Origin of the sequence: Saccharopolyspora gloriosae, assembly GCF_014203325.1 — a bacterium.
Classification (GTDB): Bacteria; Actinomycetota; Actinomycetes; order Mycobacteriales; family Pseudonocardiaceae; genus Saccharopolyspora_C; species Saccharopolyspora_C gloriosae.
Genome location: NZ_JACHIV010000001.1, coordinates 2,303,644 through 2,330,200, shown reverse-complemented (window position 1 = coordinate 2,330,200; position 26,557 = coordinate 2,303,644). Strand labels below are relative to the sequence as shown.

21 protein-coding genes are annotated in these 26,557 nt (G+C 71.8%); 11 read left to right on the top strand and 10 right to left on the bottom strand.

The window, feature by feature from the left end; all coding sequences use genetic code 11:
• Positions 1-22: 22 nt before the first annotated feature.
• Positions 23-925, top strand: coding sequence for an alpha/beta hydrolase (locus BJ969_RS10520; RefSeq protein WP_184478761.1), 903 nt, complete (start codon positions 23-25; stop codon positions 923-925).
• Between the two features lie 39 nt (positions 926-964).
• On the opposite strand, the gene BJ969_RS10515 is transcribed toward BJ969_RS10520, so the two are convergent.
• The gene (locus tag BJ969_RS10515) at positions 965-2,158 is read right to left on the bottom strand and encodes an acyl-CoA dehydrogenase family protein (RefSeq protein WP_184478760.1); all 1,194 of its coding nucleotides are present in this window, start codon (positions 2,156-2,158) and stop codon (positions 965-967) included.
• A gap of 452 nt (positions 2,159-2,610) precedes the next feature.
• Here BJ969_RS10515 and BJ969_RS10510 point away from each other — a divergent pair, with 452 nt between their 5' ends.
• The gene (locus BJ969_RS10510; protein ID WP_184478759.1) at positions 2,611-3,390 is read left to right on the top strand and encodes a class I SAM-dependent methyltransferase; all 780 of its coding nucleotides are present in this window, start codon (positions 2,611-2,613) and stop codon (positions 3,388-3,390) included.
• 3 nt (positions 3,391-3,393) lie between these two features.
• Here BJ969_RS10510 and BJ969_RS10505 read toward each other — a convergent pair whose 3' ends face one another.
• Positions 3,394-4,281, bottom strand: coding sequence for an SAM-dependent methyltransferase (locus tag BJ969_RS10505; RefSeq protein WP_184478758.1), 888 nt, complete (start codon positions 4,279-4,281; stop codon positions 3,394-3,396).
• Positions 4,282-4,498: 217 nt separating this feature from the next.
• Entirely contained in the window at positions 4,499-5,521 is a 1,023-nt protein-coding gene (locus tag BJ969_RS10500; protein ID WP_184486146.1) for a DUF6528 family protein, read from the bottom strand.
• Positions 5,522-5,712: 191 nt separating this feature from the next.
• Here BJ969_RS10500 and BJ969_RS10495 point away from each other — a divergent pair, with 191 nt between their 5' ends.
• Positions 5,713-6,279: a GNAT family N-acetyltransferase gene (locus tag BJ969_RS10495; RefSeq protein ID WP_184478757.1), complete on the top strand. Its 567-nt coding sequence runs from the start codon at positions 5,713-5,715 to the stop codon at positions 6,277-6,279.
• Between the two features lie 82 nt (positions 6,280-6,361).
• On the opposite strand, the gene BJ969_RS10490 is transcribed toward BJ969_RS10495, so the two are convergent.
• From BJ969_RS10490 to BJ969_RS10480, 3 genes are all read right to left on the bottom strand, one after another.
• Positions 6,362-7,222 carry a helix-turn-helix domain-containing protein gene (locus BJ969_RS10490; protein WP_184478756.1) on the bottom strand — a complete coding sequence of 287 codons (861 nt, stop codon included), beginning with the start codon at positions 7,220-7,222 and terminating at the stop codon, positions 6,362-6,364.
• A gap of 288 nt (positions 7,223-7,510) precedes the next feature.
• Positions 7,511-9,007, bottom strand: a complete 1,497-nt coding sequence (locus BJ969_RS10485; RefSeq protein ID WP_184478755.1) for an MDR family MFS transporter — start codon at positions 9,005-9,007, stop codon at positions 7,511-7,513.
• A gap of 388 nt (positions 9,008-9,395) precedes the next feature.
• Entirely contained in the window at positions 9,396-10,601 is a 1,206-nt protein-coding gene (locus BJ969_RS10480) for an ROK family transcriptional regulator (protein WP_184478754.1), read from the bottom strand.
• A 102-nt stretch (positions 10,602-10,703) separates the two neighbouring features.
• On the opposite strand from BJ969_RS10480, the gene xylA reads away from it, so the two are divergent.
• The 3 genes from xylA (at position 10,704) to BJ969_RS10465 (ending at position 14,547) form a co-directional block, all read left to right on the top strand.
• Positions 10,704-11,897, top strand: a complete 1,194-nt coding sequence (xylA, locus tag BJ969_RS10475) for a xylose isomerase (RefSeq protein ID WP_184478753.1) — start codon at positions 10,704-10,706, stop codon at positions 11,895-11,897.
• Positions 11,898-11,921: 24 nt separating this feature from the next.
• Positions 11,922-13,265, top strand: coding sequence for an FAD-binding protein (locus BJ969_RS10470; RefSeq protein WP_184478752.1), 1,344 nt, complete (start codon positions 11,922-11,924; stop codon positions 13,263-13,265).
• A gap of 76 nt (positions 13,266-13,341) precedes the next feature.
• Positions 13,342-14,547, top strand: a complete 1,206-nt coding sequence (locus BJ969_RS10465; RefSeq protein ID WP_184478751.1) for an MFS transporter — start codon at positions 13,342-13,344, stop codon at positions 14,545-14,547.
• A 39-nt stretch (positions 14,548-14,586) separates the two neighbouring features.
• On the opposite strand, the gene BJ969_RS10460 is transcribed toward BJ969_RS10465, so the two are convergent.
• The 3 genes from BJ969_RS10460 to BJ969_RS10450 all read right to left on the bottom strand — a co-directional run bounded on the left by BJ969_RS10460 (position 14,587) and on the right by BJ969_RS10450 (position 19,692).
• A complete protein-coding gene (locus tag BJ969_RS10460) occupies positions 14,587-16,173 on the bottom strand; it encodes a hypothetical protein (RefSeq protein ID WP_184478750.1) in 1,587 nt (528 codons plus the stop codon).
• Positions 16,170-18,002 (bottom strand): flavin-containing monooxygenase, encoded by a 1,833-nt coding sequence (locus tag BJ969_RS10455; RefSeq protein WP_184478749.1) that lies wholly within the window; start codon positions 18,000-18,002, stop codon positions 16,170-16,172. The genes BJ969_RS10460 and BJ969_RS10455 overlap by 4 nt, the downstream gene beginning before the upstream one ends.
• A gap of 265 nt (positions 18,003-18,267) precedes the next feature.
• Positions 18,268-19,692 (bottom strand): MFS transporter, encoded by a 1,425-nt coding sequence (locus BJ969_RS10450; RefSeq protein ID WP_184478748.1) that lies wholly within the window; start codon positions 19,690-19,692, stop codon positions 18,268-18,270.
• A gap of 189 nt (positions 19,693-19,881) precedes the next feature.
• Between BJ969_RS10450 and BJ969_RS10445 the strand changes: the two genes are divergently transcribed.
• The 5 genes from BJ969_RS10445 to lexA all read left to right on the top strand — a co-directional run bounded on the left by BJ969_RS10445 (position 19,882) and on the right by lexA (position 23,993).
• Entirely contained in the window at positions 19,882-21,099 is a 1,218-nt protein-coding gene (locus tag BJ969_RS10445) for a cytochrome P450 (protein ID WP_184478747.1), read from the top strand.
• Entirely contained in the window at positions 21,096-21,746 is a 651-nt protein-coding gene (locus BJ969_RS10440) for a TetR/AcrR family transcriptional regulator (protein ID WP_184478746.1), read from the top strand. The genes BJ969_RS10445 and BJ969_RS10440 overlap by 4 nt, the downstream gene beginning before the upstream one ends.
• 57 nt (positions 21,747-21,803) lie before the next feature.
• The gene (locus BJ969_RS10435) at positions 21,804-22,004 is read left to right on the top strand and encodes a ferredoxin (RefSeq protein WP_184478745.1); all 201 of its coding nucleotides are present in this window, start codon (positions 21,804-21,806) and stop codon (positions 22,002-22,004) included.
• Complete coding sequence (locus BJ969_RS10430; protein ID WP_343071327.1) at positions 22,001-23,185, top strand: NAD(P)/FAD-dependent oxidoreductase; 1,185 nt, start codon at positions 22,001-22,003, stop codon at positions 23,183-23,185. The genes BJ969_RS10435 and BJ969_RS10430 overlap by 4 nt, the downstream gene beginning before the upstream one ends.
• Before the next feature lie 145 nt (positions 23,186-23,330).
• Positions 23,331-23,993, top strand: a complete 663-nt coding sequence (gene lexA / locus BJ969_RS10425; RefSeq protein ID WP_184478744.1) for a transcriptional repressor LexA — start codon at positions 23,331-23,333, stop codon at positions 23,991-23,993.
• Positions 23,994-24,468: 475 nt separating this feature from the next.
• Here lexA and BJ969_RS10420 read toward each other — a convergent pair whose 3' ends face one another.
• Entirely contained in the window at positions 24,469-26,553 is a 2,085-nt protein-coding gene (locus BJ969_RS10420; protein WP_343071326.1) for an iron ABC transporter permease, read from the bottom strand.
• Positions 26,554-26,557 lie beyond the last annotated feature (4 nt).

The window sequence follows — 26,557 nt, the reverse complement described above, 5'->3', positions numbered from 1 at the left end:
CCGGCGAGGAAGGGATTCCCGAATGCGCAACCACGTCCGCATCGCCTTGGCGGCGACCGCGCTGTGCGCGGCACTGGCCACCGCGTGCTCTCCGGCCGCACCGCCCACCCCGACCGCACCCGTGCCCGAACCGGCCCTCCCGACGGTGCGCGAAGCCACGGCGGGCTTGCCGGGGCACACCGTCTACCGGCCCGCCGACCTCGCCGAGTACCCCGACGGAGGAGTGCCGCTGATCGCCTGGGGCAACGGCGCGTGCAGCACCAGCAACCTCACCATCAGCGGCTACCTCACCGGACTGGCCGCGCACGGCTACATCGTGATCGCCAACGGCGCCCCCGAGGCGCAGCCCGTGCGGACCGAACCCGGCACCACCCTCGCCCGCCCCGACCTGCTCACCGCGGGCATCGACTGGGCCTTGGACACCACGGCGAGCGGGCAGCAGTTGCACGGCAAGGCCGATCCGAAGCGGGTCGCGGTAGCCGGAACCTCCTGCGGCGGCATCGAAGCCCTGCTCGCCGGAGCCGACCCGCGGGTGCGTTCCGTCGTCGGCCTCAACACCGGCTTCAGCACCACACCCCGCTTCGGCGGCCACGACCGCGGCAGGCTCGCCGCGCTGCACTCCCCCACCTTGCTGCTCAACGGCGGACCCACCGACGTCGCCTACGACAACAGCCGAGGGGACTTCGCCGCCATCACCGTTCCCGCCGCCCTGGTGGAGGCGACCAAGGCCGGGCACAGCGGGATCAGCCGCGGCATCAGCGAAGGCGACGGCGACCAGCCGATGCTCGCGGCGGGCCTGCGCGTCACGACGGAGTGGCTGCGCTTCACCCTCGACGACGACCAGCAGGCGAAGTCCCGCTTCCTCGGCCCCGACTGCGGCTGGTGCACCACCCCGAACTGGACGGTGACGACCAGGAACTTCTGAAACGGCCCGGCGGTCGGCTCTCCCGCTCTCGGCCCGGGGTCATCGGACAGCGGCCCGACGGGACCAGGAGGACTTGGACGTGCGGGTGGCGGTCTGCCAGAGCCGGTATCGCTGGACGTCGGCGGTACCGGCGGGGGCCCAGAGGTGCTGGAGGTCGCGCGCCAACCGTTCGACGGGTTCGCCGGCGCGCAGCGCTCGGGCGCCGAACACCTCCTGGGCGAGCCGCACCGATTCCATGCCGCGTTCGACGGCGACGTGCTTGGCGTTGACCAGCTCTGCGTCGCAGTCGTCGCCCCGGTCGAGCAACCAGGCCGCGTGGTGGACGACCTGACGGGCCGTCAGGTAGTTCGACTGGATCTGCCCCACGCGCTGTTGCACGGTTTCGTGCCGGGACAGCCGGGAATGCCCTCCGGCGTACTCGACGGTGACCTCCAGCAGGGTGTGGTGCAGGCCGAGCGCGACGGCGGCGATGTCCAGCCTGCCGTGCACGACGCTGGCGAGGTAAGCGGCGTCGAGGCCGTCGCCCTGCGCACCGAGCCGCGCGGAGCCCGGTACGCGGACGTGGTCGAAGTCGAGGTCGCCGAACGAGAACCCGCGCAGGCCGAGCCCGGGCCGGTAGGGGTGCAGGGTGAGTCCGTCGGCGCCGGAGTCGACGGCGAACGCGCTCAGCTCGTCCTCGCCGGTGCGGGCCACGACCGCGTGGACACCGGCGACGTGGGAGTTTCCGACGAAGCATTTCCGCCCGTTGAGGACGTAGTCCTGGCCATCGCGGGTGGCGGTGGTGCCCGACCCGAGGACGTAGCCGCCGCACTCCGGTTCCGTCACCGCGATCGTGGCGAGCGTTCGCCCGGACGCCAAGGCCGGAAGCCACCGCCGCCGTTGTTCGGGTGTGGCGATCCACCGGAACAGCGCCACGGGGATGTCGCCGGCTTGCGCGGCGGCGCCGATCGCACCGGAGACGCGGGAGAGCCGATCGATGATGAGCACTTTGGCCCGGTGGTCGCCTCCCCGTCCGCCGTAGCAGGTGGGGATGGTCGCGCCGATCCAGCCGAGCCGGGCGATCTCCCGCACCAGGTCGGCATTGACCTGCTCCGCGGCTTCCAGCTCCGGGATTCTCGGACGAACGTGCAGTTCGGCGAATTCGGTGACCGCCGCCGCGAGGGCGTGGTGCCCGGACGACAGGAAGTCGCGATCGATCTGATCGTCACGGTGGTGGCATCGTCGGTCGCACATCACCCCTCCCTCCACGAGGTCGCGCACGAGGCGCTCGGCACACCGATGACGCCGTTGCGAACGACCGGGTCCGCGATAGCCGGTCCAAGGACCAGCCGCACCCCACGACGAGCTGACCGCGCCTCCTCGATGCCGAGTCCCGGCCGCACCTCCCCCGCGCGCAAACATAATCCGCACACCCCGACCAGAAAACGCACCCGCGCACGATGCGCGAAATCAATCCGCATCAGCGTGCACTCCTCCATCGGCCTCGAGGACCGCAAGGGGCAAGGGGCGTTGATCAACCTGGTCCAGTCAGACCGGGGCGGCTCCGCTGACGCAGGACGGCGCGGCCGAGCGCGAAGGCGCCGCAGGACTTCGATCCGCCACCATGACTCGCTCGCCACCCCGCACGGCGGCATCACTGACCGAACTCAATCCTGGGGCCAGGGGCGAGGGCCTACCTTGGCGCCATGGGTGAGGATGCTTGGGCCGGGCTGGCCGATCAGTTCGCCGAGGGGGCTTACGCCTCGGTGAAGGGACGGGTGCGGACCTACGTGCTGCACCGGCAGCTGCTGGAGCACCTGCCGCCGCCTCCGGCGAAGGTGCTCGACGTCGGCGGCGGGGCGGGGCACCAGTCGTTCCCGCTGGCGCGGGCCGGGTACGAGGTGACGGTGCTCGATCCGTCGCGGGCGATGCTGGACAAGGCCGAGCAACGGATACCGGCCGAGGCGCGGGATCGGGTGGCGCTGCTGCACGCCGACGGCGCGCGGGCGGTGGACGCGGTCGACGGCGCTCGGTTCGACGCCGTGCTGTGCCACGGAGTCCTCGGGTACCTCGACCGGCCGGAGCCGCTGGTCGAGCAGCTGTGCCGCTGCGCCGACACCGGCGGGCTCGTCTCCATCATGACCGCGAACGCGGCGGCCATGGCGGTGCGCCCGGCGATGGAGCAGCGCTGGGAGGACGCGCTGGCCGCGTTCGACTCCCGGACCGAGATCGGGGTGCTGGGCGTGCCGGGCCGGGCCGACACGGTCGACGAGCTCAGCGAACTCCTGCGCGCCGGGGACGTGGAACCGCTGCGCTGGTACGGGGTGTGGTTGTTCGTCGACTGGCTGGAGTTCAGCGGGACCGAGCTCGACCCCGACGACGAGCAGCGGGTCGCGGCGACGGCCGCGGCGGAGCTCGAAGCGAGCCGCCGCGACCCCTACCGCGGCCTCAGCCGCGTCTTCCACCTCGTGGGCCGCAAGAACTGACGGTCACCGGAGGACGGCCTCGGCGAAGTGGAACGTCGGCCCGGCTGGGTCGAGCACGGGCGGTACGACGCGGCCGTGGGCACCGGCCAGCGCGCGCGGGTCGACCAGCCGCGCGTTCCACCCGCGGGCCGCGAACCACGTCGCCGGATCGTCGAGCGCGCTGCGCACCGGGGACCGGTTGTCGCCGAGGACTTCCCGACCCGACGCGAACGTCTCCACCTCGAACACGCGGCGGTCGGCGACGTCGGTGAACAGCGCCGACCCGGGTGCGGACAGCTGCCGCACGGCCGACAGCAGCACCTCCACCTCGCCCGGCCCGAAGTACATCAGCAGGCCCTCCACGATCCAGACCGTCGCGACGTCCGGGGCGAATCCGGATTCCCGCAGCGCGACCGGCCAGGACTCCGTGAGGTCGGCGGCGACCGAGGTCCAGCGCACGCCGGGCGCGGACGCGACGCCGTCGAGCACGTGCCGGACGAAGGCCACCACTTCCGGCTGGTCCACTGTGAACACGTCGACCTCGCCCGGCCACGGGAGGCGCAGCGCGCGGGTGTCGAATCCGGCGCCGAGCACCACGACTTGGCGCGCTCCGGCCGTCACGGCGGCGAGGACCGCGTCGTCGATCCAGCGGGTGCGCAACGCCAGGAAGCCGCTCATCGCCGGGACCATCGACCCGGGAGTGGCCCCGTCGGCCAGCCACCGCCACTGCTGGTGCGAGTCCGGCGCCGCCGCCACCGCCGCGTCCACCAGCTTCCGCGCCCACGGGTCCCGCACGAGGGCGCCAGGAGCGGCGGATTCGACCGCGCGTTCCTGCGCCACCGCCGCTGCCGTCAGGGCCACGCCCTCCGGGATGGACGGTGTCCGGCGCACCGAAGGATCATGGCTGTTCACGAGCGATCTCCTCTCCAGGGCCCGTCCGAACGACCCGGTTCGCGGCGCGACCACGACGGTCCGGCCACGATATCCCCGGAACTCAAGGAGAACGATCAGCTGCCGGAAGGAGATTTCCGGACAGCTGACCGAAGAAACAGCTGCCGCCGCCCCGCCGAACCGGATCGTCAGCGGGAAATCCCGCACGAGCGGACCACCCGGCTCAGCGCCGAGCGACTCACTCGTAGTCCGGCGAGAAGATCCGCGCCTTGTAGAACCGGGCGTCCGCCCAGCCCCGTTCGGTCGACGGCTTCCCCAGCTCCGTGCCGATGCTGACCTTCGTGCCCATCTCCCCCGTGTCCGGCGAGCCGACGACCCACACGTACTCGCCGGTGCCGGGGTGGCGCGCGATGGACTTGACCCGGCCCTTCGCCCAGATCGGCTTGCTGATCACCTTGTCGTCGTTGACGTCGTAGCTGTAGACGCCCTTGCTGTCGGTCAGCAGCAGCCGCCCGCGGTGGGTGTAGTCGGGTTGCAGGTCGTGGCCCATCTTCGCGCCGTCGTGCTCGATGGGCACCGTCCGCCACACGTCCAGGTCGGTGTTCTGCCCGGAGCCCTTGACCTTGTAGCCGACGAGCTTGCCGTCCCCCAGCACCCACAGCACGCCCTCTGCCACCGAGTCCTTCGTCCGCGGATCCCAGAGGATGCCGTGCGCACCGGGGAACGTCCAGGAGTTGACCTTCTCGTAACCGTCGAAGTCGTCGATGGAATCGGCGTTCTTCGGCGAGTACAGCTGGAGGTTCTTCTCGCCCTTGGAGCTGGCGGTGAGGATCGAGCCGTTGTACGGAATCCGCTCGATCGAATGCGGGTTGTCGTCCGGGTAGGCGTCCCAGATCAAGTCGTTGTCGGAGTCGGTGTGCTCGCCGCGCTTCTTGATGTCGACGACCCCGGCCCCGCCGCCGGAGGCGACGACGAGCGCGATGAGCCCGCGCTTCGCGGTCTTGCGGATCTTGACGTCGGACAGGTCGGCCCACCACTTCTTGCCGAGCAGCGGTTCCTTGCCCTCGAAGGTCCAGATCACCGCGTCGTCGTTCCAGCGCGTCGCGTCGCGGTCGTAGATCCGCACGGTCTTGGAGTTCTGATCGACCACGGCGAGGTGGTAGCCCGCCGCCGCGCTCGCGGTCGCGCCGCTCGCCAGCGAGGCCGATCCGAAGACCGCTCCCGCCGCGACGCCCTTGAGCACTGTTCGCCTGCTGTGCATGTGATTCCCCCTAGAAGCACGCTTGATCGAACGGTAGGCGATCACCAGGTGAACGGGGGCGGAACGACGAAAGCCGGCGCCCGTCGTGGCCGGGAGATTGCATCCGCAACCCAACCATGGTTAGGCTAACCTAACTAATTCTCCGGGCGGTGTCCGCACCGACCGGCGCGCTCGCAAGCGACGGAGGAAGCATGGCTTGGACCAGGACCCCGCAGGACATCGCGTTCAGCACCTTCGACCTGAACTGGGGCTTCTTCGCGCTGCGGCCCATCGACATCCGCGCCGACGTGACGCTGCTGCGCCGGTGGCTGCTCGACGCCCGCCCGGCCACGGCGCCGGGCCGGACGACGAAGGTGCGGCAGCTGCTGGAAACGATGCTGCTGACGCCGGAACGCCGGGTCTACCTCGGATTCCGCGACGACGTCCCGGCGTTCCTGTTCGAGACCTTCCCCCCGGAGCACGCCACGCCGGGCAAGCGCTCCGGGGCGGTCGGCGTGCGACTGCTCGCCTCCCCCACCGGGGACGAGAACCCCGAACTGGCGACGGCGATCCTGCGCACGATCGTCAAGATGGTCCTCAGCGATCCCGCGGCCGACCGGGTCGTGCTCGAATCCGAGGTCACCCACGCGCGGCTCACCCGGATGGCGGCGGGCTTCCACTCCGAGCAGCGGACCACCGCGCACGGCACCGAAGTCCGCATCAGCACCTGCACCCGCGCGGACGTCGAGGAGGAACACCCGCTGGAAGCAGCGGGGTGATCGAGGCGCTGGAGAAGTCCGTTGCCGCGAAACGGGATTCGCCGCACCTCACGTGAACACCGCCCCAGGGCGTCCAGGGCGCCTATTCGGCGTCGAGCCCTCGCGGATCCGGCGGCGCCACGCGGTTCCCGCCGCCCCGCTCCCATTGCCTGCGAGCCCGCACCAGGTGATCGACCGAGCCGGCCGGGCTCAGGGCCACATCGCGGATCTTGCTCGCCGCTTCGCGACAGTCACGGACGTCGTGCCCAGCGGGGACGAACGCGCCGGAGACGCCGTGCTCGAAGCGCACGACCGCGAGACCGCCCGGGAACTCGTGGACGACGAACGGGCCCGACCAGCCCGGGTGCCACCCGACCCGCAGCGGCACCACCCGGATCGTGATGTCCGGGCGCGCGCACATCTCGATGAGGTGGTCGAGCTGCGCGATCATGATCTGGGCGGACCCGATCGGCTCGTGCGCCACGGTCTCGCCGATCAGCGCTTCGAACGCCGGTGGGTCGCTCTTGGCCAGCACGTCGGCCCGGGGCACCGCGCCGGTGTCCCGATCGGACTCCGGCATGCCTCGCACGCCGAGGAGCGCGCGGCGGTACTCGCCGGTGCGCAGCAGCTCGGGAACGGCCGCCGGTGACCACTCCACGATCGACGCGGGGGCACGTTCGCACTCGACCGCGGTCGGCCGCTGCGGAATTCCGGCGGTGAACGCGTCGCGGGCCAGCTCGAGGATCCGCTCCCGTTCCCCCGCCGAGACCCGCAGCGCCGTGAGGATCATCGCGACCGGTTCGACGCCGGGAACCTGGTGGCCGGTCTCCCAGTGCAGGATCTGGGTGTGCGGGAACTCCAGTCGTCTCGCTAACACCCGGAGGCCGACTCCGCGCGTTTCCCGCGCGTCGCGCAGCGCGGCCGAAAGAGCTTTCGCACGGGGCGTACCAGTGGTGGCAGCCATGCAACACCTCCCTGTCGTCGCTTTTTCTCCCCTGATCACGCGTTCCGGTTGCAGCATTCGCGACCGGTCACCGCGTTCGTCGAAAGAGCCGGAACTGCGCGAATCAGGTGCGGAACGCACTCGATCTTGACGCATCAGGGGAACGGACGAATCGAGGAATCGCCCATGACATCCGGGAAAACGCCCGATCGAGTGTTCGACGGAAAAGGGGCCCCGGAAAGCACTTCGGCGCGATCACCGGAGTGATCGCGCCGAAGCGGTCGGCTCTTCAGCCGACCACCGGAGCTGCTACTTGGTCGCCGTCTCGCTGGGTCGGTGCTCGTCGTCCGAGCTCGTCACCGACACCGGCTCGCCCGATCCGCCGGAGGAGCGGACGAACAGCGAGGTCGCGAACGCGGCCGCGCCGATCACCGCCGCGACGAGGAACGCCGTGCGCAGGCCGGCGGCGTCGGGTGCGCCGGACGGCGCGGTGCTGCCGAGCGAGGCGACGGTGACGAACACCGCCGTGCCGAAGGCACCCGCGACCTGCTGCAGCGTCGCGAGGATCGCGCTGCCGTGGGAATGCAGGTGGTCCGGCAGGGCGCTGAGCGACTCCGTCATCAACGGCGTCATCATCATCCCGAGCCCCGTCATCATCAGCACGTGGATCGCGATCACCGCGCCCAGCGACGAGTCCGCGCCCAGCGTGGCGAACAACCCCAGCGACACCGCCATCGCGAGCGCACCGGGGATCACCAGGCGACGCGCGCCGTAGCGGTCGAACAGCCGCCCCACCGGCCTGCCGAGCAGCCCGAGCACAAGACCGCCGGGCAGCACCGCCAGGCCGCTGCCGAACGTGCTGGTGTTGAGCACCGTCTGCAGGTACAGCGGCAGCATGATCGCGCCGGCGCCCAGCAGGCACATGAACAGCAGCGCCGTGAGCACCAGCGCCACGACGAACGACCGGATCTTGAACGGGCGCAGGTCCAGCAGCGCGCGGTCCTGGCGCTGCAGGCGGAGCTGGCGCACCACGAACGCCGCCAGCGCGAGCGCGCCGACCACGATCGGCGCCCACGGCGGCACCGGGTGGTCGCCCCCGCCGGACTCGCCGATCGACGACAGGCCGTAGAGCAGGCCGCCGAAACCGGCCGCGGACAGCACCACCGACAGCACGTCCAGCGGCACCCGTCGCGTCTCGCCGTCCAGCCGCATCCAGACCACGCCGATGGCCAAGGCCAGCAGCGACAGCGGCAACACCAGCCAGAACATCCAGCGCCAGCCCAGCGACGCGAGCACCGCACCACCGATCGTCGGCCCCACGGCGGGGGCGACGGCGATCACGATGGTGATCGTGCCCATCGTCGCGCCGCGCTTCGACACCGGCACCAGGCGCATCACCGAGGTCATCAGCAGCGGCATCATCACCGCGGTCCCGCACGCCTGCACGACGCGACCGACCAGCAGCACCCCGAAACCGGGCGCCAGGCCGCTGAGCAGGGTGCCGATGCTGAACATGGTCAGCGAGGCGATGAAGATCTGGCGCGGCGTGAACCGCTCCAGCAGGAACCCGGTGATCGGGATGACCACGGCCATCGTCAGCAGGAATCCGCTGGTCAGCCACTGCACGGTCGTGGTCGACACTCCGAGGTCGACCGTGAGGTCGCGCAGCGCGACGCTCAGGATCGTCTCGTTGAGGATCATGACGAAGGCCGAGACGACCAGCACACCGAGCAGCACGGCGGCTCGCGGTGGAGCTGCGGCCCCGCGATCGGACTCCGCGTCCACGGCTCTCGTGGAGTCGGTCATGGTTCGAGTACCCCTCACAGAACTAGGTGGAGCGCGTTCTCCGGCGCGGCCGCGTCGCGGCGCCTGGAAACCGTGCTCCGAGAAACATCACCCGCCGACACCGGCGGACTCGGTCCGGACGAGCCGAGTGGTCCGGTACCACCGGTCTCGGCACGTCATGAACGTGCGACGGCCAAGAGCCGAGACCTCGCTACTTCCCCCCAGGCATGCCATCGCCTGCACCGCCGCCCGCGTGACGCGGGCGGCTCACCCAGTTTAGATGCCACTTTCGAGTGATGAAGGCGAACCCGGTCACGTACCGGCCGAAGGACGTGTGAGCACAGGTCGTTCGCCGAGGTCACGGCGTTAAGGCAGGTGTCTTGAGCTGTCCGCGAACACCGGCGCCCGCTCACGCTCCGCGATCCGGGGCGGGCGGTCCGTTCACCCCGGAGCGGTCCCTGATCGCGGCCGGGTCGGCGAGCAGCCGGTGCAGCGCGAGCTGCCCCGCGCCGATCATGAGCAGGTCCGCGCCGAGCGCCGCGGGCACGATCCGCACCCCCTCCGACGCGGGCCCGACCGACTGGTCCCGCACCAGGCCGGTGAACCCCTCCGGGTCGGCGCGCAGCACGTCCGCGAGGAAACCGCCGAGCACCACCATCTCCGGGTCGAGCACGTTGACCGCGTTGCTGACCGCGACGCTGAGCACCCGCGCCTGCCGGGCGAGTTCGGCGCGGACCGCGCGATCGGCCGACGCGGCGAGCGCCGCGGAGAGCTCGACCTGGTCGGCCGAGTCGAGCCCGAGCAGCGCGAGCAGGCGAGCCCGGCCCACCTCGTCCTCCAGCGTCCCGTCGGCGACCGCGCGGTCGGCAGGGTCGCGCACGCCCGGCCGGGTCCGGCCGAACTCCCCCGCGTAACCGCCGACCCCGCCGAGCGGCGCGCCACCGGTGATGACGCCGCCGCCGATGCCGCTCGCGCCGCCGTTGAGGTACACGAGATCGCGCACGCCGACGCCCGCGCCGAAGATGTGCTCGGCCAGCGCGCCCAGGCTCGCGTCGTTCGCGGCGAACGCGGCATGACCGGTGGCCCGGTGCAGCGCCGCCGCGATCGGCTCCTCGCGCCAGCCGAGGTGCGGCGCCCACCGGACCACGCCGTCGCCTTCGCGGACCAGGCCGGGCACGGCGACCCCGATGCCCGCCACGCGGCTGCTCGCGAGCTCCGGCGCCAGGTCCGCGAGGTCGCCGACGACGATCTCGACGGTCTCCGCCGCCGTGACCGGGTGCCCGACCTCGTTGCGGACCCGGGTCCGGACCTTGCCGCCGAGGCTCACCACGCCGACGGTGACCGCGTCCAGCTCGGGGTTCACGGTGATCGCGACGCAGCCGGGATCGGGATGCACCAGGGGCGAGGGGCGACCGACCTTGGCCGTGGCTCCCGGTCCGGATTCGAGCACGAACCCCAGGTCGGTGAGTTCGGCGATGAGCGCGGCCACGGTGGAGCGGCTGAGCCCGGTGGTCCGCGTGATCTCGGCGCGCGACAGCGCTCCCCCGCGGTGCACGAGGCCCAGCACGGTCGCGAGGTTGCCGCGCCGAACGCGATCCAGATTGCTCCCGCGCATCCACTTCCCATCGTTCGGAGCAGGGTTCGAGTGTTGTCACCGCTCGCAGCCGAACCCTATTATGTTCTCCAACCGAACATATTGCGAGGGAGTCGAGCGATCATGAGCGTCACCCCCACTCCGGCCGACCGGTTCTCCTTCGGCCTCTGGACCATCGGCTACACCGGAGCCGACCCGTTCGGCGGCCCCACCCGATCCCCGATGGACACCGTGCACGCCGTGGAGAAGCTCGCCGAACTCGGCGCGCACGGGCTCACCTTCCACGACGACGACCTGTTCCCGTTCGACTCCACCGAGGCGCGGCGCCGCACCGAGATCGACCGGTTGAAGAAGGCGCTCGACGACACCGGGGTCGTCGTCCCGATGGTCACGACGAACCTGTTCTCCCACCCCGTGTTCAAGGACGGCGGCCTCACCTCCAACGACCGGGCGGTGCGCCGCTTCGCGCTGCGCAAGGTGCTGCGCAACCTCGACCTCGCCGCCGAGCTCGGCGCCCGCACCTTCGTCATGTGGGGTGGCCGCGAAGGCGCCGAGTACGACTCCGCGAAGGACGTCGGCCAGGCGTTGGAGCGCTACCGGGAGGCCGTGGACCTGCTCGGCGAGTACGTGACCGACCAGGGCTACGACCTCCGGTTCGCGCTCGAACCGAAGCCGAACGAGCCGCGCGGCGACATCCTGCTGCCCACGCTGGGGCACGCGATCGCGTTCATCGACTCGCTGGAGCGCCCCGACCTCGTCGGCGTCAACCCGGAGGTCGGCCACGAGCAGATGGCCGGGCTCAACTACGCCGCGGGCATCGCGCAGGCGCTCTACCACGGCAAGCTCTTCCACCTCGACCTCAACGGCCAGCGCGGCATCAAGTACGACCAGGACCTCGTGTTCGGCCACGGCGACCTGCACAACGCGTTCGCGCTCGTGGACCTGCTGGAGCACGGCGGCCCCGGTGGCGTGCCCGCCTACGACGGGCCGCGGCACTTCGACTTCAAACCGAGCCGCACCGAGGACGAGGCCGGCGTGTGGGATTCGGTGCGCGCCAACATGGCCAACTACCTGCTGCTCAAGGAACGGGCCGAGGCGTTCCGCGCCGACCCCGAGGTGCAGGAAGCGCTGGCCGCGGCGCGGGTGCCGGAGCTGGCGGTGCCGACGCTCGCCGACGGCGAGGGGTACGCGGCGCTGGTGTCCGACCGCTCCGCGTTCGAGGAGTTCGACGCCGCCGAATACCTCGACGGGCACGGCTTCGGGCTGGTGCGCCTGCAGCAGCTCGCGACCGAACACCTGATGGGCGCCCGCGGCTGACCCGCGGCAAGGCACGATGACCGGATGCCTAGGAGAGCAGTGATCCGCACGAACTGGTCGGGCAACTACGCCTACCGCGCACCGAGGTTCGCCGAGCCCCGCGGCCTCGACGAGCTCGCCGAGGCGGTCACCACGGGCGATCGGGTGCGGGTCGCGGGCACCGGGCACACCTTCAACGGCATCGCCGACAGCGCGGATCTGCGGATCTCGCTGGCGGCGATGCCGACCGGGATCGAGATCGACTCCGCGCGCCGCGTCGTGTCGGTCACCGGCCCGGTGCGCTACCGCGAACTGGCCGAGCACCTGCATGCGCGCGGTTGGGCGCTGGCGAACCTGGCCTCCCTGCCGGACCTGTCGGTCGTCGGCGCGATCTCCACCGGTACGCACGGCTCCGGATCCAGGCTGCGCGGCCTGGCCTCCGACGTGCGGGCGTTGGAGGTGCTGACCGCGCGCGGCGAGCTCCGCGAGCTGCGCGAGGGCGACGCCGAGTTCCCCGGCGCGGTGGTCGGGCTCGGCGCGCTCGGCGTGATCACGCGGTTGGAGCTCGCCGTCGAACCCGCCTACCAAGTCACCCAGCACGTGTACGGATCGATGCCGTGGACGGCGCTGCCGGGCGAGCTCGGCGCGCTGCTGGCCAGCGGGTACAGCGTCAGCCTGTTCACCGACTTCGACGACGCGGGCGTCCGGCAGGGCGTGGTGAAGGAACGCGACGGCATCCCGCACGAGGCAGGGCCGTTCGACCGCGTCGGCGTCGGCCTCGTGGACGGGCCGCGGCACCCGATGGCGGGCGGTCCGGCGGAGAACGTCACCGTGCAGGCCGCGCCCGGCCCGTGGCACGAGCGGCTGCCGCACTTCCGGGCCGGGCGAACTCCCAGCAGCGGCGCCGAAATCCAGAGCGAGTACCTGGTGGGCGCCGAACACGCGGCGGCCGCCGTCGAGGCGCTGCGCGAAGCGGGCCCCGCGTTCGCGCCCGTGCTGCTGGTGAGCGAACTGCGCTCGGTCGCGGCGGACGACCGCTGGCTCAGCCCCGCCTGGGAGCGGGACTCGCTGGCGATCCACTTCACCTGGCGCCTCGACCAGTCCGCCGTGGAGGCCGCGCTTCCGTCGGTCGAAGCGGCGCTGGCACCGTTCGGCGCCCGCCCGCACTGGGGCAAGGTGTGGGCGATGGGCCCCGACGTGCTCGCGGAGCGCTACCCCCGCCTGCCCGACTTCCGCGCCCTCGCCGAACGCTGGGACCCCGACCACCGCTTCCGCAACGACTTCCTCGACCACCACGTCTTCGACCAGAGCAACCGGACCACCGGCGGGTTCTCAGTCGTCTTCTCGCGAGGACAGCAATTTTGCGTGTGGAGCCAGTCGGAAAATTGATCCCGCAGCGAGAAGACAACCGGGGTTCCGCCATCTGCCCCCTACGCAGAACGACCAGTGGGACGAGACACAAGGTATGACTGATGAGTTCGGTGTGAAGGCGACCTACGGCCAGGTCTTCGCCGTCTCGCAGTTCCGGGTGCTGTTCGCCGGTCGGTCGCTCGGCGTCATGTCGGACACGGTGCGGTCCGTGGCGCTGGCGGTGCTGGTGTTCGAGCGGACCGATTCACCGCTGCTGACGGCGATGGCGTTCACGATCGGTTTCCTGCCGCAGGCCGCGGGCGGCCTGTTCCTCGCCGCGATGGCTGACCGGTTCTCGCCGCGCACGCTCATCACCGCCGGCTACGGCCTGCAGTGCGTCGTCGGGCTGCTGCTCGCGCCAGGGCACCTCCCGGTCGCGGCGAGCCTGCTGCTCGTCGCGACCGTGGCCTGCCTGACCCCGGTCACCACGGGCGCCACGGCCCGGGTCCTCGCGGGAGTCCTCTCCGGTGACGCCTACGTGCTCGGGCGGTCGCTCTCGTACCTCGTGGCGGTCGCCGCGCAGTTGGTGGGGATGGCTTCGGGCGGGGCGCTGACCGCCTGGCTGGGCGTGGAACGCACGATGCTGCTCACCGCGGTGGCGCACCTGCTCGCGTCGGTGATCAGCCGCCTGTTCCTGCCCCGCACCGGGCGGGTCCGGGCGAGCGGTTCGATCGTGCGCGGGACCTGGCAGGGCAACGCCGCGCTCGCCCGCGCTCCCGGAGTCACCGGGTTGATCATGGCCCAGTGCCTGCCCGCCGCGTACTTGGCCGCCGGTGGCAGCCTGCTCATCCCCTACTCCGCGCACCGCGGGTTCGGCCCGGCGGAGACCGGTGTGCTCTTGGCCGCCACCTCGGTCGGCATGCTGCTCGGCGACGTCGTGGTCGGGCGAGCGTTCCCGCCCGCCACTCGCGAACGACTCGTCCTGCCGCTGCTGCTGATCATGGGCACGCCGTTGATCGCCCTCGTCTTGAACCCGCCGCACCCGGTGATCGCGGCCGCCTACCTGATCACCGGGTGCGGCTCCGCCTACCTGCTCGGCTTGCAGCGGCGCTTCTTGGAGGCGGTCCCGCCCGAACTCCAGGGCCAGGGCTTCGCGCTGCTCAACACCACGACCATGACGATCCAGGGAATCGGGCCCCTGATGTTCGGTGTGGTCGCTGAATTCCTCCCGCTCGAGCGCACGATCGCGCTGGTCGGTGTGAGCAGCGTGATCACCACGTTGCTGCTGCGCAACACGATCCGCTCGCGCGCTTCCGGCTGACGCCCGTCGCGCGCCCGATCGGGCGCGCGACGGGCGTGCTCAGCCGCGGGACAGCCGCAGGACCGTGCCCTCGCCTCCGGCCGCGAGCAGCAGGGAGCCGTCCGGGGCGGCGGTGATCCCGGCGAAGGCGCGCGGCTGGCCGGGAATTCCGGGCGCCGTCACGGGAACGCGCTCGGTCGGCTTGCTCCCCGGTGGCGGCCCGACCGGGAGTTCTTCGGCCTCGACCCGGTGTTCGCCGGTGCCCGGGTCGATCGCCAAGAGCCTGCGCCGCCCCGCCTCGACCACGAACAGCTCACCGTCGCGCCACGTGATCCCCTGGGGTTCGGCGAGGCCGTCGGCGACGACGTCCGCGCCGCCGTCGGAGAGTCGCCGCACCTGACCGGCGCGCTGATCGCTCACGTAGCACTCGCCCGCCGCGCCGACCGCCACGTCCACCGGCCCGTCGAGCCCGTCGGCGAGCACGGTCACCACGTCGTCCCGGTCGATCGAGGACACCCGCCCCGCCCCGGTCTCGGCGACCACGAGCGCACCGTCCGCGCCGACCGCGACCCCGCCCGGTTCGGCGAGCCCGGTGGCGCGCACCCGCACGGTGGCCGCCGCCGGGTCGTAGGTGCGGACGTCGCCGAACTGGGAGGTGAGGTGCAGCAGCTCGCCGTCGGCGACCACGCCGTGCGCGAAACCGCCCAACTCCGAGATGAGCATCCCGCCCGCCTCGCCGCCCAGCTCGCCGGTGGCGGTGCCGAGGCGGAAGTGGTCGGTGGCGTACCAGCGGCCCCGCTCGTCGGCGGTGACGTCGAACGGGCCGCTGAAGCCGCGCGGGACGATCGGGCGGGGCCGGTCGTCGAAGTCGATCCGGGTCAGGCCGCCGCTGGCGAAGCTGGAGACCAGCATCCGGTTCTCGTCGTCGAACGCGGCGTTGTCCAGGCCCGCGATGCCGGTCGTCGTGAGGGAGCGCGACCCCCTCCCGTCGAACCGGGTCACGATGCCCTCGACCCCGCGGGAGACGACGACCAGCTCGCCACCCCGGTCGAAGCGCACCGCGACCGGCTGGTGCACCTGCTCGGCGACCAGCTCCGGCGTACCGCCCTCCGGGGAGATCCGCCAGACCTCGCCGGTCATCATGTGCGGGTAGTACAGCAGCCCGTCCGGGCCGAGCTGCATCGCGTTGCCCATCGCGAGCCCGTCGGTGAGCACCGCTGGCGCTCCGCCTCCGGGGAAGAGCTCGAAGACGCGGCCGTCCTGGTACATCTCGTTGACGAACAGCCGATCGCCGACGCAGGTGATCCCGTTCGGGCAGCGCAGGCCCTCGGCCACGACGCTGAACTCGCCCGCCGGGGTGCGCCGCCACACCAGGCCGGGGTTGAGGTCGGTGATGTACATCGAGCCGTCCGCGCCGAAGGCCAGGTCGTCCGGCGAGCGCACCGGGCCGTCCAGCGGGACGACGACCTCGACGTCCCCGGATTCGACGTCGACGGCGCTGATCTGCCCGGCGAGGTACTGCGCGACGTGCAGCCTGCCGTCCGGGCCGAAGGCCACGCCGTTGGACCCCCACAGCGCGTTCGGCGGGTTCTCCCGCCGGACGTCCCACCGCAGGCTGATGATCTGCTCCGCGCCGAACCGGCTCACCGCTCGTCCCCTTCCACCAGCACGTCGGTCATGCCGGTCTCCGCGCGCCACGTTCGCAGCAGCCGGTAGAACTCGACCGGCCCGCCGCCGTAGGACTCGCTGCGCTGACGCGGTTTGCCCTCGTTGTTGTAGTAGCTCGGAGTGCACTGCTCGAAGAACTCCTTGCTGTACTGCTCCTTCTCGCGGATCGTGGCCACCCACGCGGCCTCCGCCTGCTCGCTGGGCTCGACGTAGCGGGCACCGCGGTCGCGGGCGGCGGCGATCACCTCCGCCACGTGCACGGACTGCTCGTCGAGCACGTGCGCGAAGTTCACCGACGTCGCGTTCTGCGAAGCGCCGAGCCGGAAGTAGTTGGGGAAGCCGTGGCTGTAGAACCCGTGCAGCGTCTTGAGCCCGGTGCTCCAGTGCTCGGCGAGGCTGCGGCCGTCGCGCCCGCGCACGGTGCGCGCCGCCGCCGCGACCGGGCCGGCCCCGAGGTCGAACCCGGTGGCGAACACGATGCAGTCCACTTCGTACTCGACGCCGCCGGAGACCAGGCCGCGCTCGGTGATCCGCTCCACGCCCGCTCCCCCGGTGTCGACCAGGGTCACGTTGGGGCGGTTGAACGTGGGCAGGTAGGTGTCGCTGAACGTGGGCCGCTTGCACATGCGGCGGTACCAGGGCTTGAGCGCTTCGGCGGTCGCCGGGTCCTCGACGACGTCCTCCACCCGCGAGCGGATCGAGTTCATCTTCGCGAAGTCGGCCAGTTCCGCCAGCAGCTCGCCGTCGGTCTCCGCCTCGGGGATCGCGTTGTCCCCGCTGGGCATGATGGCGCGCAGCGTCTGCACGCTGTCGGTCCAGCGGTCTCCCACCAGGTCTTGCTCGGCGTGGCCGCCGGTGACCAGGGTCAGGAAGTTCTCCCGCCGCTCGCGCTGCCATCCCGGGGTCAGCGTCGCCGCCCACTCCCGGTCCGTCGGCCGGTTGCCGCGTTCGTCCACTGAGGACGGAGTCCGCTGGAACACGTAGAGGTGCGCGGCGTCCTGGCCCAGGTGCGGGACGCACTGGATGGCCGTCGCACCGGTGCCGATCACCGCGACGCGCTTGTCGGCGAGCTTGTGCATGCCGCCGTTCGCGTCCCCGCCGGTGTAGTCGTAGTCCCACCGGCTGGTGTGGAAGGTGTGCCCGCGGAACGTCTCGATGCCGGGCAGGCCGGGCAGCTTCGGCCTGCTGAACGGCCCGCTGGAGACCACGACGTAGCGCGCGGTCATCACGTCGCCGCGATCGGTGCGCACGGTCCACCGGGTGGCGGACTCGTCCCACTCGACGTCGGTGACCTCGGTCTGGAAGCAGGCGTTGGCGTAGAGCCCGAAGTGGTGCCCGATGGCCTGCGCGTGGCCCCGGATCTCCGAACCCGGCGAGTACTTCCAATCCGGCAGCGAACCGAGTTCTTCCAGCAGCGGCAGGTAGATGTAGGATTCGATGTCGCAGTGCACGCCCGGATACCGGTTCCAGTACCAGGTTCCGCCGAAGTCACCTGCCTTCTCCACGACGCGGACGTCGCTGAACCCGCGCTCGACGAGCCTCGCCGCGGCTGTCAGGCCGCCGAACCCGCCGCCGACCACGAGCACCTCGACGTGGTCGTGCAGCGGTTCGCGGTCGAATCCCGGCTCCACGTGGGGATCGTCGGCGTAGTACCCGAACTCGCCGGTCGTCGCCTGGTACTGCTCCGACCCGTCAGGCCGCAGCCGCCGGTCCCGCTCGGCGCGGTAGCGCGCCCGCAGCGCGTCCGGGTCGAACCCCAGCACCGCCGGATCGAGCGCCGCGCGCCGGGACTCCTCAGTAGCGGACATGTACTCCCCTTTCGCTTCTTGATGGCCTGTTGCTCGTTCTGCTCTGGTGGTCGGGTGGCGGAACCTCAGTTGCTTCCTCGCTGCGGGATCTTTTTCCCGACTGGCTCCGCCACGAGGGAAAAAGCCGTCCTCGCGAGGAAGCAACTGAGAACCCGCGGCGGTGCCGGTTGCGCTGGTGGTCACTGCTCAGCGGCTTCGCCACTGACAAGACAACGATCAAGGACGCTGCTCACCTGGAATGTCGGGTTCCTGCCTTGAAGGCTCATCAGGCTGTTTCCTCGCGGCCGGGGAGGAAGGCTGCGACGCCGAAGGCGAGCAAGGAGGATGCCGCCCCGATGGCCAGCACGACCTGGAAACCGCTCAGGGCGGGCACCGCCGCGCCGCCGACCTGGATGGTGAGGTTCGCCAGCACCACGCCCGCGGTCGCGCTGGAGACCGAGGTGCCGATGGAGCGCATCAACGTGTTGAGGCTGTTCGCGGCGGCCGTCTCCGACACCGGTACGGCGCCCATCACCAGCGCGGGCATCGCGCCGTAGGCGAGCCCGATGCCGGCGGCGATGATGCAGGAGATGACCATGAGCTGCCAGATCGCCGACATCATCACCAGCCCCAGCCCGTAGCCGGACGCGACCACGAGCGCCCCGGCCATCAACGTCACCTTCGGCCCGCGAGTGCGGGAGATCCACGCGGAGACCGGGGACATCGCCATCATGACCAGCCCGTTGGGGGCCATCACCAGGCCCGCGGCGAGGATGGTCTGCCCGAGCCCGTAGCCCGTTTCGGCGGGCAGCTGCAGCAGTTGCGGGATGACCAGCGACATCGCGAACATCGCGAACCCGAACACCACGGACGCGAGGTTCGTCAGCAGCACCTGGCGGCGCGCGGTGGTGCGCAGGTCGACCAGCGGTTGCCGGGCGCGCAGTTCCCACCAGCCCCACACCAGCAGCGTCGCGAGGCCCGCGAGCACCAGTCCCGAGGTCATCCCGCTGGCCCAGCCCCACTCGGCCCCCTTCGACAGGGCCAGCAGCAGGCACAGCAGCGCGATGGACAGGCCGATGGCCCCCGGCAGGTCGAACCGCCCGCCGGTGCGCACCGCGGACTCCGGCACGAGGACCTTCACGAGCACGGCGGCGCCGAGGCCGAGCGCACCCGCGGCCCAGAACAGCATGTGCCAGTCCGACTTCTCGGCGATGAACGCGGCGGCGGGCAGGCCGAGCGCGCCGCCGACGCCGAGGGAGGCGCTCATCAGCGCGGTCGCGCCGCCGAGCCGTTCGGCGGGCAGTTCGTCGCGCATGATGCTGATGCCGAGCGGGATCACGCCCGCCGCCAGCCCTTGCAGGAGCCGTCCGATCACCATCGGCGTCAAGCTGTGGGCGAGCGCGCAGAGCACGGAGCCCGCCACCATCGTCACGAGGCTGATCAGCAGCATCCGCCGCTTGCCGTACATGTCGCCGAGCCTGCCGACGGTGGGCGTGGCGACGGCGGCGGCCAGCAGGGTGGCGGTGATCGCCCACGCGGTGTTCGCGGCGCTCGCGCCCAGCAGCTTGGGCAGCGTCGGCACGAGCGGCACGACCAGGGTCTGCATCAGCGACACCGTGATGCCGCCGAAGGCCAGCACCGGAACGATCACGTTGGGACGTGGGTTCCCCGGCCGGTCCGCGTGCCGCGGCGCGCTGAGGGCGTGGGTCATCGGGTGGAGCTCCTGTCATCGGGACGGGTGCCATCGCGGAGCGGGGCGCGGAAGCGGCGCCTCCGCACCGGGAGGCGCCTTCGTGCCGAGCGCTCCGACACCCCGGCACGATAGTTAAGGCAGTCGCTTGACTGACGATAGCAGCTGCGGTTAACTGGCTCCAAGCTCGATCTCACGAGGAGGCGCACGGTGACTCGACCCGACGAACGGGTGCTGGACTACCCGATTCCGGCCCCGGACGCGCTGGGCCCGCCCGCCGAGTGGGCGCAACTGCGCGATCGGTGCCCCGTCTCCCGGGCGAAGCTGCCCAGCGGCGACGAGGTCTCGCTGCTGACCCGCTACGCCGACGTCAAGACCGTGCTCTCGGACCCGAGGTTCGGGCGCAAGCTCGACGAACCCGACGCGGCCCGCATCTCCGACACCGATTCCGGCGGGCTGTTCAACAGCGAGATGTCCTCCGCCCTGCCGCAGGGCGGCGAAGCGCACCAGCGCTGGCGGCGGCTGCTCAACCGGTGGTTCACCGCCAAGCGGATGGCGGCGTTGCGCCCCGAGATCGAGGCGATGGCCGAACGGCTCGTCGACGACATGGTCGCCGGTGGCGCGCCCGCCGACCTCAAGGCCGCCTTCGGCTTCCCCCTCCCGGTCTGGGTCATCTGCGACATGCTCGGCGTGCCCACCGCCGACCGCGACCGGTTCTCCCGCTGGTCGGACATGTTCCTGAACCTCACGCGGTACTCCGAGCAGGAGTTCAAGACCGCCGAGACCGACTTCTTCGCCTACATGGCCGAGCACATCGCCGCGAAGAAGGCGCAGCCCGGCGAGGACCTGCTCAGCGAGCTGATCACCGCCACCGACGCCGAGGGCGAGCGGATGCCCGACCGCGCCTTGGCCGCCACCGGGCTCGGACTGCTGATCGCGGGGCACGAGACCACGGCGAACATGATCGGGAAGATGGTGGCGATGCTGCTGTCCGACCGCTCGCGCTGGGAGCGGCTGCTCGCCGACCGGTCGCTGATCCGCTCCGCCGTCGAGGAAGCGCTGCGGTTCGACGCCAACTCCGGGCTCGGCATGGTCCGCTACCTCTACGAGGACGTCGAGATCGCCGGAACCGCACTGCCGCGCGGCACCACCGTCATGTGCAGCATGGCGTCGGCGAACCGCGACGACGCCGCGTTCGACGGCGCCGACGACATGGACCTGACCCGCACCCCGAACCCGCACCTGGCGTTCGGCACCGGCGCGCACTCGTGCCTGGGCCAGTCGCTGGCCCGCACCGAACTCCAGGTCGCGCTGGAGGTCCTGCTGCGCAGGCTCCCCACCTTGGAACTCGCCGTGCCCGCGGACGAACTGCGCCGCCTGGAGGGACTCGTCGTCGGCGGGCTCAGCGAAGTCCCGGTGCGGTGGTGACGGTGAGCGCGGCGAGGGCCAAGCAGGTGAGCGCGACTCGGGAGCTGATCCTGTCGGCCGCCGAGCGGCTGTTCGCCGAGCACGGGGTCGCCGCGGTGTCCAACCGCCAGGTCAGCGAGGCCGCCGGGCAGGGCAACAACACCGCGGTCGGCTACCACTTCGGCACGAAGGCCGAGCTGGTCGCCGCCATCGTCCGCAAACACCACGAGCAGATCGAGCACCTGCGCGCCCGGATGGTGGCCGACGCCCGCGGATCGCGGGACGTGCGGGACTGGGTGGCGTGCACCGTGCTGCCGCACGCGCGGCACCTGGCCGATCTCGGCATCCCGACCTGGTTCGGCCGGTTCGGCGCGCAGGCGATGACCGACCCGGCCTACCGCGAGATCATGGCGCGGGAATCGCTGAACTCGCCGTCGCTGGCGGAGGCCGCCGCCGAGCTCAACCGCTGCCTCCCGGAGCTGCCGCAGGAGGTGCGGGAGGAGCGCCGCGACATGACGCGCCAGCTGATGGTGCACGTCGTGGCCGAGCGCGAACGCGCCCTGGCCGAGGGCGGAACCACGCCCCGCGAATCCTGGGAACACGCCGCGACCGGCCTGATCGACGCGATCACCGGGCTCTGGCTGGCTCCCATCACCACGCGTCCGTGACGCACCGCCGTCGCGAACGACCCGAACACCACATCCCAGCGAGAACAGGAGTGCGCCATGAAGGTGACCGTCGATGAGGACAAGTGCTGCGGCGCCGGGACCTGCGTGATGGTCGCGCCCGACGTGTTCGACCAGCGCGAGGACGACGGCGTCGTGGTGCTGCTCGACGTCCAGCCCACCGCCGACCTGCACGAGAGCGTGCGCGAGGCCGCGAACATGTGCCCGGCGGCGGCCATCGCCCTCGACGAGCAGTCGTGAGCGCTGCCGGTTCCGTTCTTGTGGTCGGTGCTTCGGCCGCCGGTCTGGCCACCGCGGAGGCGCTGCGCCGGGGCGGTCACGCGGGCCCGGTGACGGTGCTCGGCGCCGAGCGGCACCTGCCCTACGACCGCCCGCCGCTGTCGAAGAAGGTCCTGGCCGGCGAGTGGGAGCCGGACCGCGTGCGGCTGCGGCAGGATTCCGCGCTGGCCGCGCTGGACGCCGAGTTCGTGCTCGGGGACGCGGCGGTCGGCTTCGACGCCGCCACCCGCACCGCGCGCACCGCCTCGGGGCGCGAGCTCAGCGCCGACGCGGTCGTGCTGGCCACCGGCGTGCGCCCGCGGACGCTGCCCGGCGCGGACGGGCTCGACGGCGTCCACGTGCTGCGCACCCTGGAGGACTCGGTGGCGCTGCGGGCGGACCTGGCCGCGGCCTCCCGGCTCGTGGTGGTCGGCGAAGGCGTGCTCGGCGCCGAGATCGCCGCGACCGCCCGGACGATGGGCTTGGACGTGACGATGGTCGGGCCGCAGCCCGCACCGATGGCCGGTCTGCTCGGCCCGCTGGTCAGCGGCAGGCTCGCCGCGCTGCACTCCGGGCGCGGCGTCGACCTGCGGCTCGGCACCGGCGTCGACGGCGTCACCGGCGAGCACCGCGTGACCGGCGTGCGCCTGGACACCGGCGAAGTGCTGCCCGCCGAGGTGGTCGTCGTCGCCATCGGAGCCGTCCCGGAGACCGGATGGCTCGCGGGCAGCGGCCTCGAACTCGACGACGGCGTGGTCTGCGACTCGCGGTGCCGCGCCGCGCCCGGCGTGTACGCCGTCGGCGACGTGGCCCGGTGGTGGGACGAGCGGCTGGGCGCGCAGGTGCGCCTGGAGAACCGCACCCACGCCACCGAGCAGGCGGGCGTGGTGGCCGCGAACGTCCTCGGCGCGGACCGGGCCTACTCGCCGATCCCCTACTTCTGGACCGACCAGCACGACGTCAAGATCCAGGTGCACGGCACGCTGCCGCCGGACGCCGAAGTGTCCGTTGTGGACGGTGATCTCGACGGCGGCCGGTTCGTGGCGCGCTACCGCCACGATGGCCGCACCACCGGCGTGCTCGGCTGGAATATGGCCAAGCAGACCAGGATCCGCCGCCAGGAGATCATCGACGACTCCCCCGCCCCCGCCGCGCAGCGCTGAGGAGTCCCTGCGTGGGACGGGCGGCTCCGCGTCGCGCGGTGGCCCGTCGTGGCGGCTCCACCGGTGGCGAGGCGTCTCGGAAATCGCCTCGGGCGCGGGCGTGCCGGTGATCCGTTCCGGCAGGTAGACCACTACCATTCGGCGGGTGACCACCTACGACGATCTTGACCCGTTCGAGCACCTGGACGCCTCCTCGCTGCCGCTGCGCCAGCAGCGGATCCTGGCGACGATCCGGGACCAGGTGGTCCGCGACGGGTATTCGCCCAGCACCAAGCAGATCGGCGAGGCCGTCGGCCTGCGGTCCTCCTCCTCGGTGTCCAAGCACCTCGCGAGCCTGGAGGAGAAGGGCTTCCTGCGGCGCGGCGACACGGTGTCCCGGCCCATCGACGTGCGCGCGTTCCTGCGCGGCTCCGCGGGCGAGCGCTCGGACGAGGATTCGGTGACGGTGCCCGTGGTCGGCGACATCGCCGCCGGGACGCCCATCGCGGCCGACGAGCACGTGGACGACACGCTCCGGCTGCCCCGCGAGTTCGCCGGGCGCGGCACCGTGTTCGCGCTGCGCGTGCGCGGCGACTCCATGATCGACGCGGCGATCTGCGACGGCGACACCGTGATCGTGCGCCAGCAGCAGGAGGCGCACTCCGGGCAGATCGTCGCCGCCCTGCTCGACGACGAGGCCACGGTGAAGGTCTACCGCCGCCGCAACGGCCACGTCCACCTCGAACCGCGCAACCCCGCCTACGAGGTCATCGACGGCGACCACGCCACCATCCTCGGCACCGTGATCTCAGTACTCCGCAGCGTCTGATCCCCTCCGTGAGCAACCAGGCTTGAGCAGCTGGTCAGGCAGCGGAACCTCAGCGGCTTCCTCGCTGCGGGATCGATTTCTCATGTAGGTCCCTACACAGCGAAATCGCTGTCCTCGCGAGGAAGCCGCTGAGAACCCGCCGGTGGTCGGCTTGCTCAAGCCGGTCAACGCTCAGCGGCTCCGCCGCTGACAAGACAACGACCACCGACTGCTCACCCGGAAAGACAAGAGCGAAGACAGTCACCCCGCACCGCCGCTCTCACAACGAGCAGTGATCCTTTTCCTGTCAGCGGCGAAGCCGCTGAGCAGCGACCACCCTGCCCACCGGCACCGCCGCGGGTTCTCAGCGGGATTCTCGCGAGGACAGCTTTTTCCCTCGTGGCGGAGCCACTTGGGAAAAAGATCCCGCAGCGAGAATCCCGCTGAGGTTCCGCCACCCGACCCCTACGCCAAGCAACCACGAGACAGGAAGGCTCTAGCGGTTTCGGGAGAGTAGCCAGGTGAAGTACGGGGCTCCGATCAGGGCCGTCATCAGGCCCGCCGGGAGCTGGTCCGGGGCGATGACGGTGCGTCCCAGGGTGTCGGCCGCGCACACCAGGATGCCGCCGAGCAGCGCGGCCACCGGGAGCACGCGGGAGTGCCGCCTGCCCACGATCGCGCGCGCCGCGTGCGGAGCGACGAGCCCGACGAACGCGAGCACTCCCACTCCTGCCACGGCGGTGCCGGTGAGCAGGACCGCGCACGCGAGCAGCAGCAGCCGCGCCTTCGGCACCGGCACGCCCAGCACGCGCGGCGTCTCGTCGTCCACCGACAGGAGGTCCAGTTCGCCGCGGGCCCGGATCAGGACCGGGATGAGCACCAGCATCGCCAGCGCCATCGGCACCAGGTGCTCGTAGGTCCGTCCGTACGTCGAGCCGCCCAGCCAGGTCAGCGCCTTCGTCTCGTTCCACGGGTCGGACAGCGTGATCAGCAACGTCACCAGCGCCTGGGTGCCCGCTTGCGCTCCGAAGCCGATCAGCACCAGGCGCTGCCCCGCGAAACCGCCCTTCGCCGCCATCGCGAACACCACGGCGGTCGCCACGGCGGCGCCGACGCCCGCTCCGCTCGCCTGCATCCAGAAGCCCGCGCCGGACCACAGCGTGATCACGGTGACCGCGCCGACGCCCGCTCCGCCGGCGACGCCGATGATGCCCGGGTCGGCCAGCGGGTTGCGCGCCACCGCTTGGATCACCGCACCGGCCAGCGCCAGCGCGGCTCCGGCCAGCAATGCGGCGACGACGCGCGGCACCCGGTTCGCCATCACGCCGGTGACCATCGGCCCGGCCTGTCCGGTCACCCAGTTCGCCAGGTCGCCCAGCAGCAGCAAGGTGTCGCCGAGCAGCACCGATCCCGTCACCACCCCGGCTGTCGCGAGCACCAGCCCACCGACGACGAGCCGGTGGCGCAGGACGGTGACCCCGCCGCGGACACCGGCGGCGGGCGGTTCCGCCGAGGTGGTGGTGACGCGGATGTTGCGGCACAGCACCATCAGGAAGACCGCGCCGAGCAGGGTCGTGGCGACACCGGTGGGGACCTCCAGGGCTCCTTGCGCTCCGATCATGGCGCGCAGCAGCACGTCCGCCGCCAGCAGCAGCACCACGCCGGTCGCCCCGGCGATCGGGATCAGCGCCGCGTGCCGGTGCAGGCCGGGCACCTGGTTCGCCAGCAGCCGCACCAGCGCGGGCGCGGCCAGCCCGATGAAGCCGACCGGGCCCGCCAGGGTCACCGCCGACGCCGCCAGCAGCACCGCCAGCGCGATCGAGGCGAACCGGATCCGCCCCACGTGGACGCCGAGGCTTCGCGCGTGGTCATCGCCCAGGTGGACCAGGTCGAGCCGCCGGGCGATCGCGAGCAGCGCCACGACCGCGACGCCGATCACCGGCGCCAGCGTCCGCACCCCGTCGAGCCCGGTCTGTCCCAGCGATCCGGACCCCCACGCGAACAGCCCGCGGGTCTCCTGGTCGAACAGCAGCAGCAGGATCCGCGTCAGCGACATCATCGCGAACGCGGTCGCGGTGCCCGCCAGCACCAGCCGCACGATGCCGGTGCCGCCGAGCCCGGACAGCGAGATCACCAGCAGCGCCGCGCCCAGCCCTCCGGCGAACGCGATGCCCGTCGTCCCCAGCAGCGGCAGCGAGGCGCCGAAGGCGGCGACGGCGACGATCGCCAGGTGCGCCCCGGCGTCCACGGCGAGCGTGTCCGGGGACGCCATCACGTTGCGCGCCACCGATTGCAGCACCGAGCCCGCCACGCCCAGCGCCGTCCCCACCAGCAGCGCCGTCAGCAGTCGCGGCAGCCTGGACTCGACGACGACCGCCGCAGCCGCGTCGGTGCCGCCGCCGAACATCCAGCGCAGCACGCCGACGACGTCCACCGAGGAGGTCCCCTGGGTGAGGTGCACCGCGGAGCCCAGCACGACGAGCGCGCCCAGCACGAGCACCAGGAGCACCAGCCGCGCGCTCCGGCGCACCGGTGCGGCCGGAGCGGCGGGCGGTCGGATCAGGGTCTTACCACCGTTCACCGCG

What these genes read in the sequence shown, in the direction of transcription:
- BJ969_RS10490 (WP_184478756.1), bottom strand. Translation starts at nt 7,222, where the DNA reads ATGGCTGCCACCACTGGTACGCCCCGTGCGAAAGCTCTTTCGGCCGCG.
- BJ969_RS10435 (WP_184478745.1), top strand. Translation starts at nt 21,804, where the DNA reads ATGAAGGTGACCGTCGATGAGGACAAGTGCTGCGGCGCCGGGACCTGC.
- BJ969_RS10510 (WP_184478759.1), top strand. Translation starts at nt 2,611, where the DNA reads ATGGGTGAGGATGCTTGGGCCGGGCTGGCCGATCAGTTCGCCGAGGGG.
- BJ969_RS10465 (WP_184478751.1), top strand. Translation starts at nt 13,342, where the DNA reads ATGACTGATGAGTTCGGTGTGAAGGCGACCTACGGCCAGGTCTTCGCC.
- BJ969_RS10485 (WP_184478755.1), bottom strand. Translation starts at nt 9,007, where the DNA reads ATGACCGACTCCACGAGAGCCGTGGACGCGGAGTCCGATCGCGGGGCC.
- BJ969_RS10515 (WP_184478760.1), bottom strand. Translation starts at nt 2,158, where the DNA reads ATGTGCGACCGACGATGCCACCACCGTGACGATCAGATCGATCGCGAC.
- BJ969_RS10455 (WP_184478749.1), bottom strand. Translation starts at nt 18,002, where the DNA reads ATGTCCGCTACTGAGGAGTCCCGGCGCGCGGCGCTCGATCCGGCGGTG.
- xylA (WP_184478753.1), top strand. Translation starts at nt 10,704, where the DNA reads ATGAGCGTCACCCCCACTCCGGCCGACCGGTTCTCCTTCGGCCTCTGG.
- BJ969_RS10495 (WP_184478757.1), top strand. Translation starts at nt 5,713, where the DNA reads ATGGCTTGGACCAGGACCCCGCAGGACATCGCGTTCAGCACCTTCGAC.
- BJ969_RS10450 (WP_184478748.1), bottom strand. Translation starts at nt 19,692, where the DNA reads ATGACCCACGCCCTCAGCGCGCCGCGGCACGCGGACCGGCCGGGGAAC.
- BJ969_RS10470 (WP_184478752.1), top strand. Translation starts at nt 11,922, where the DNA reads ATGCCTAGGAGAGCAGTGATCCGCACGAACTGGTCGGGCAACTACGCC.
- BJ969_RS10520 (WP_184478761.1), top strand. Translation starts at nt 23, where the DNA reads ATGCGCAACCACGTCCGCATCGCCTTGGCGGCGACCGCGCTGTGCGCG.
- BJ969_RS10500 (WP_184486146.1), bottom strand. Translation starts at nt 5,521, where the DNA reads ATGCACAGCAGGCGAACAGTGCTCAAGGGCGTCGCGGCGGGAGCGGTC.
- BJ969_RS10480 (WP_184478754.1), bottom strand. Translation starts at nt 10,601, where the DNA reads ATGCGCGGGAGCAATCTGGATCGCGTTCGGCGCGGCAACCTCGCGACC.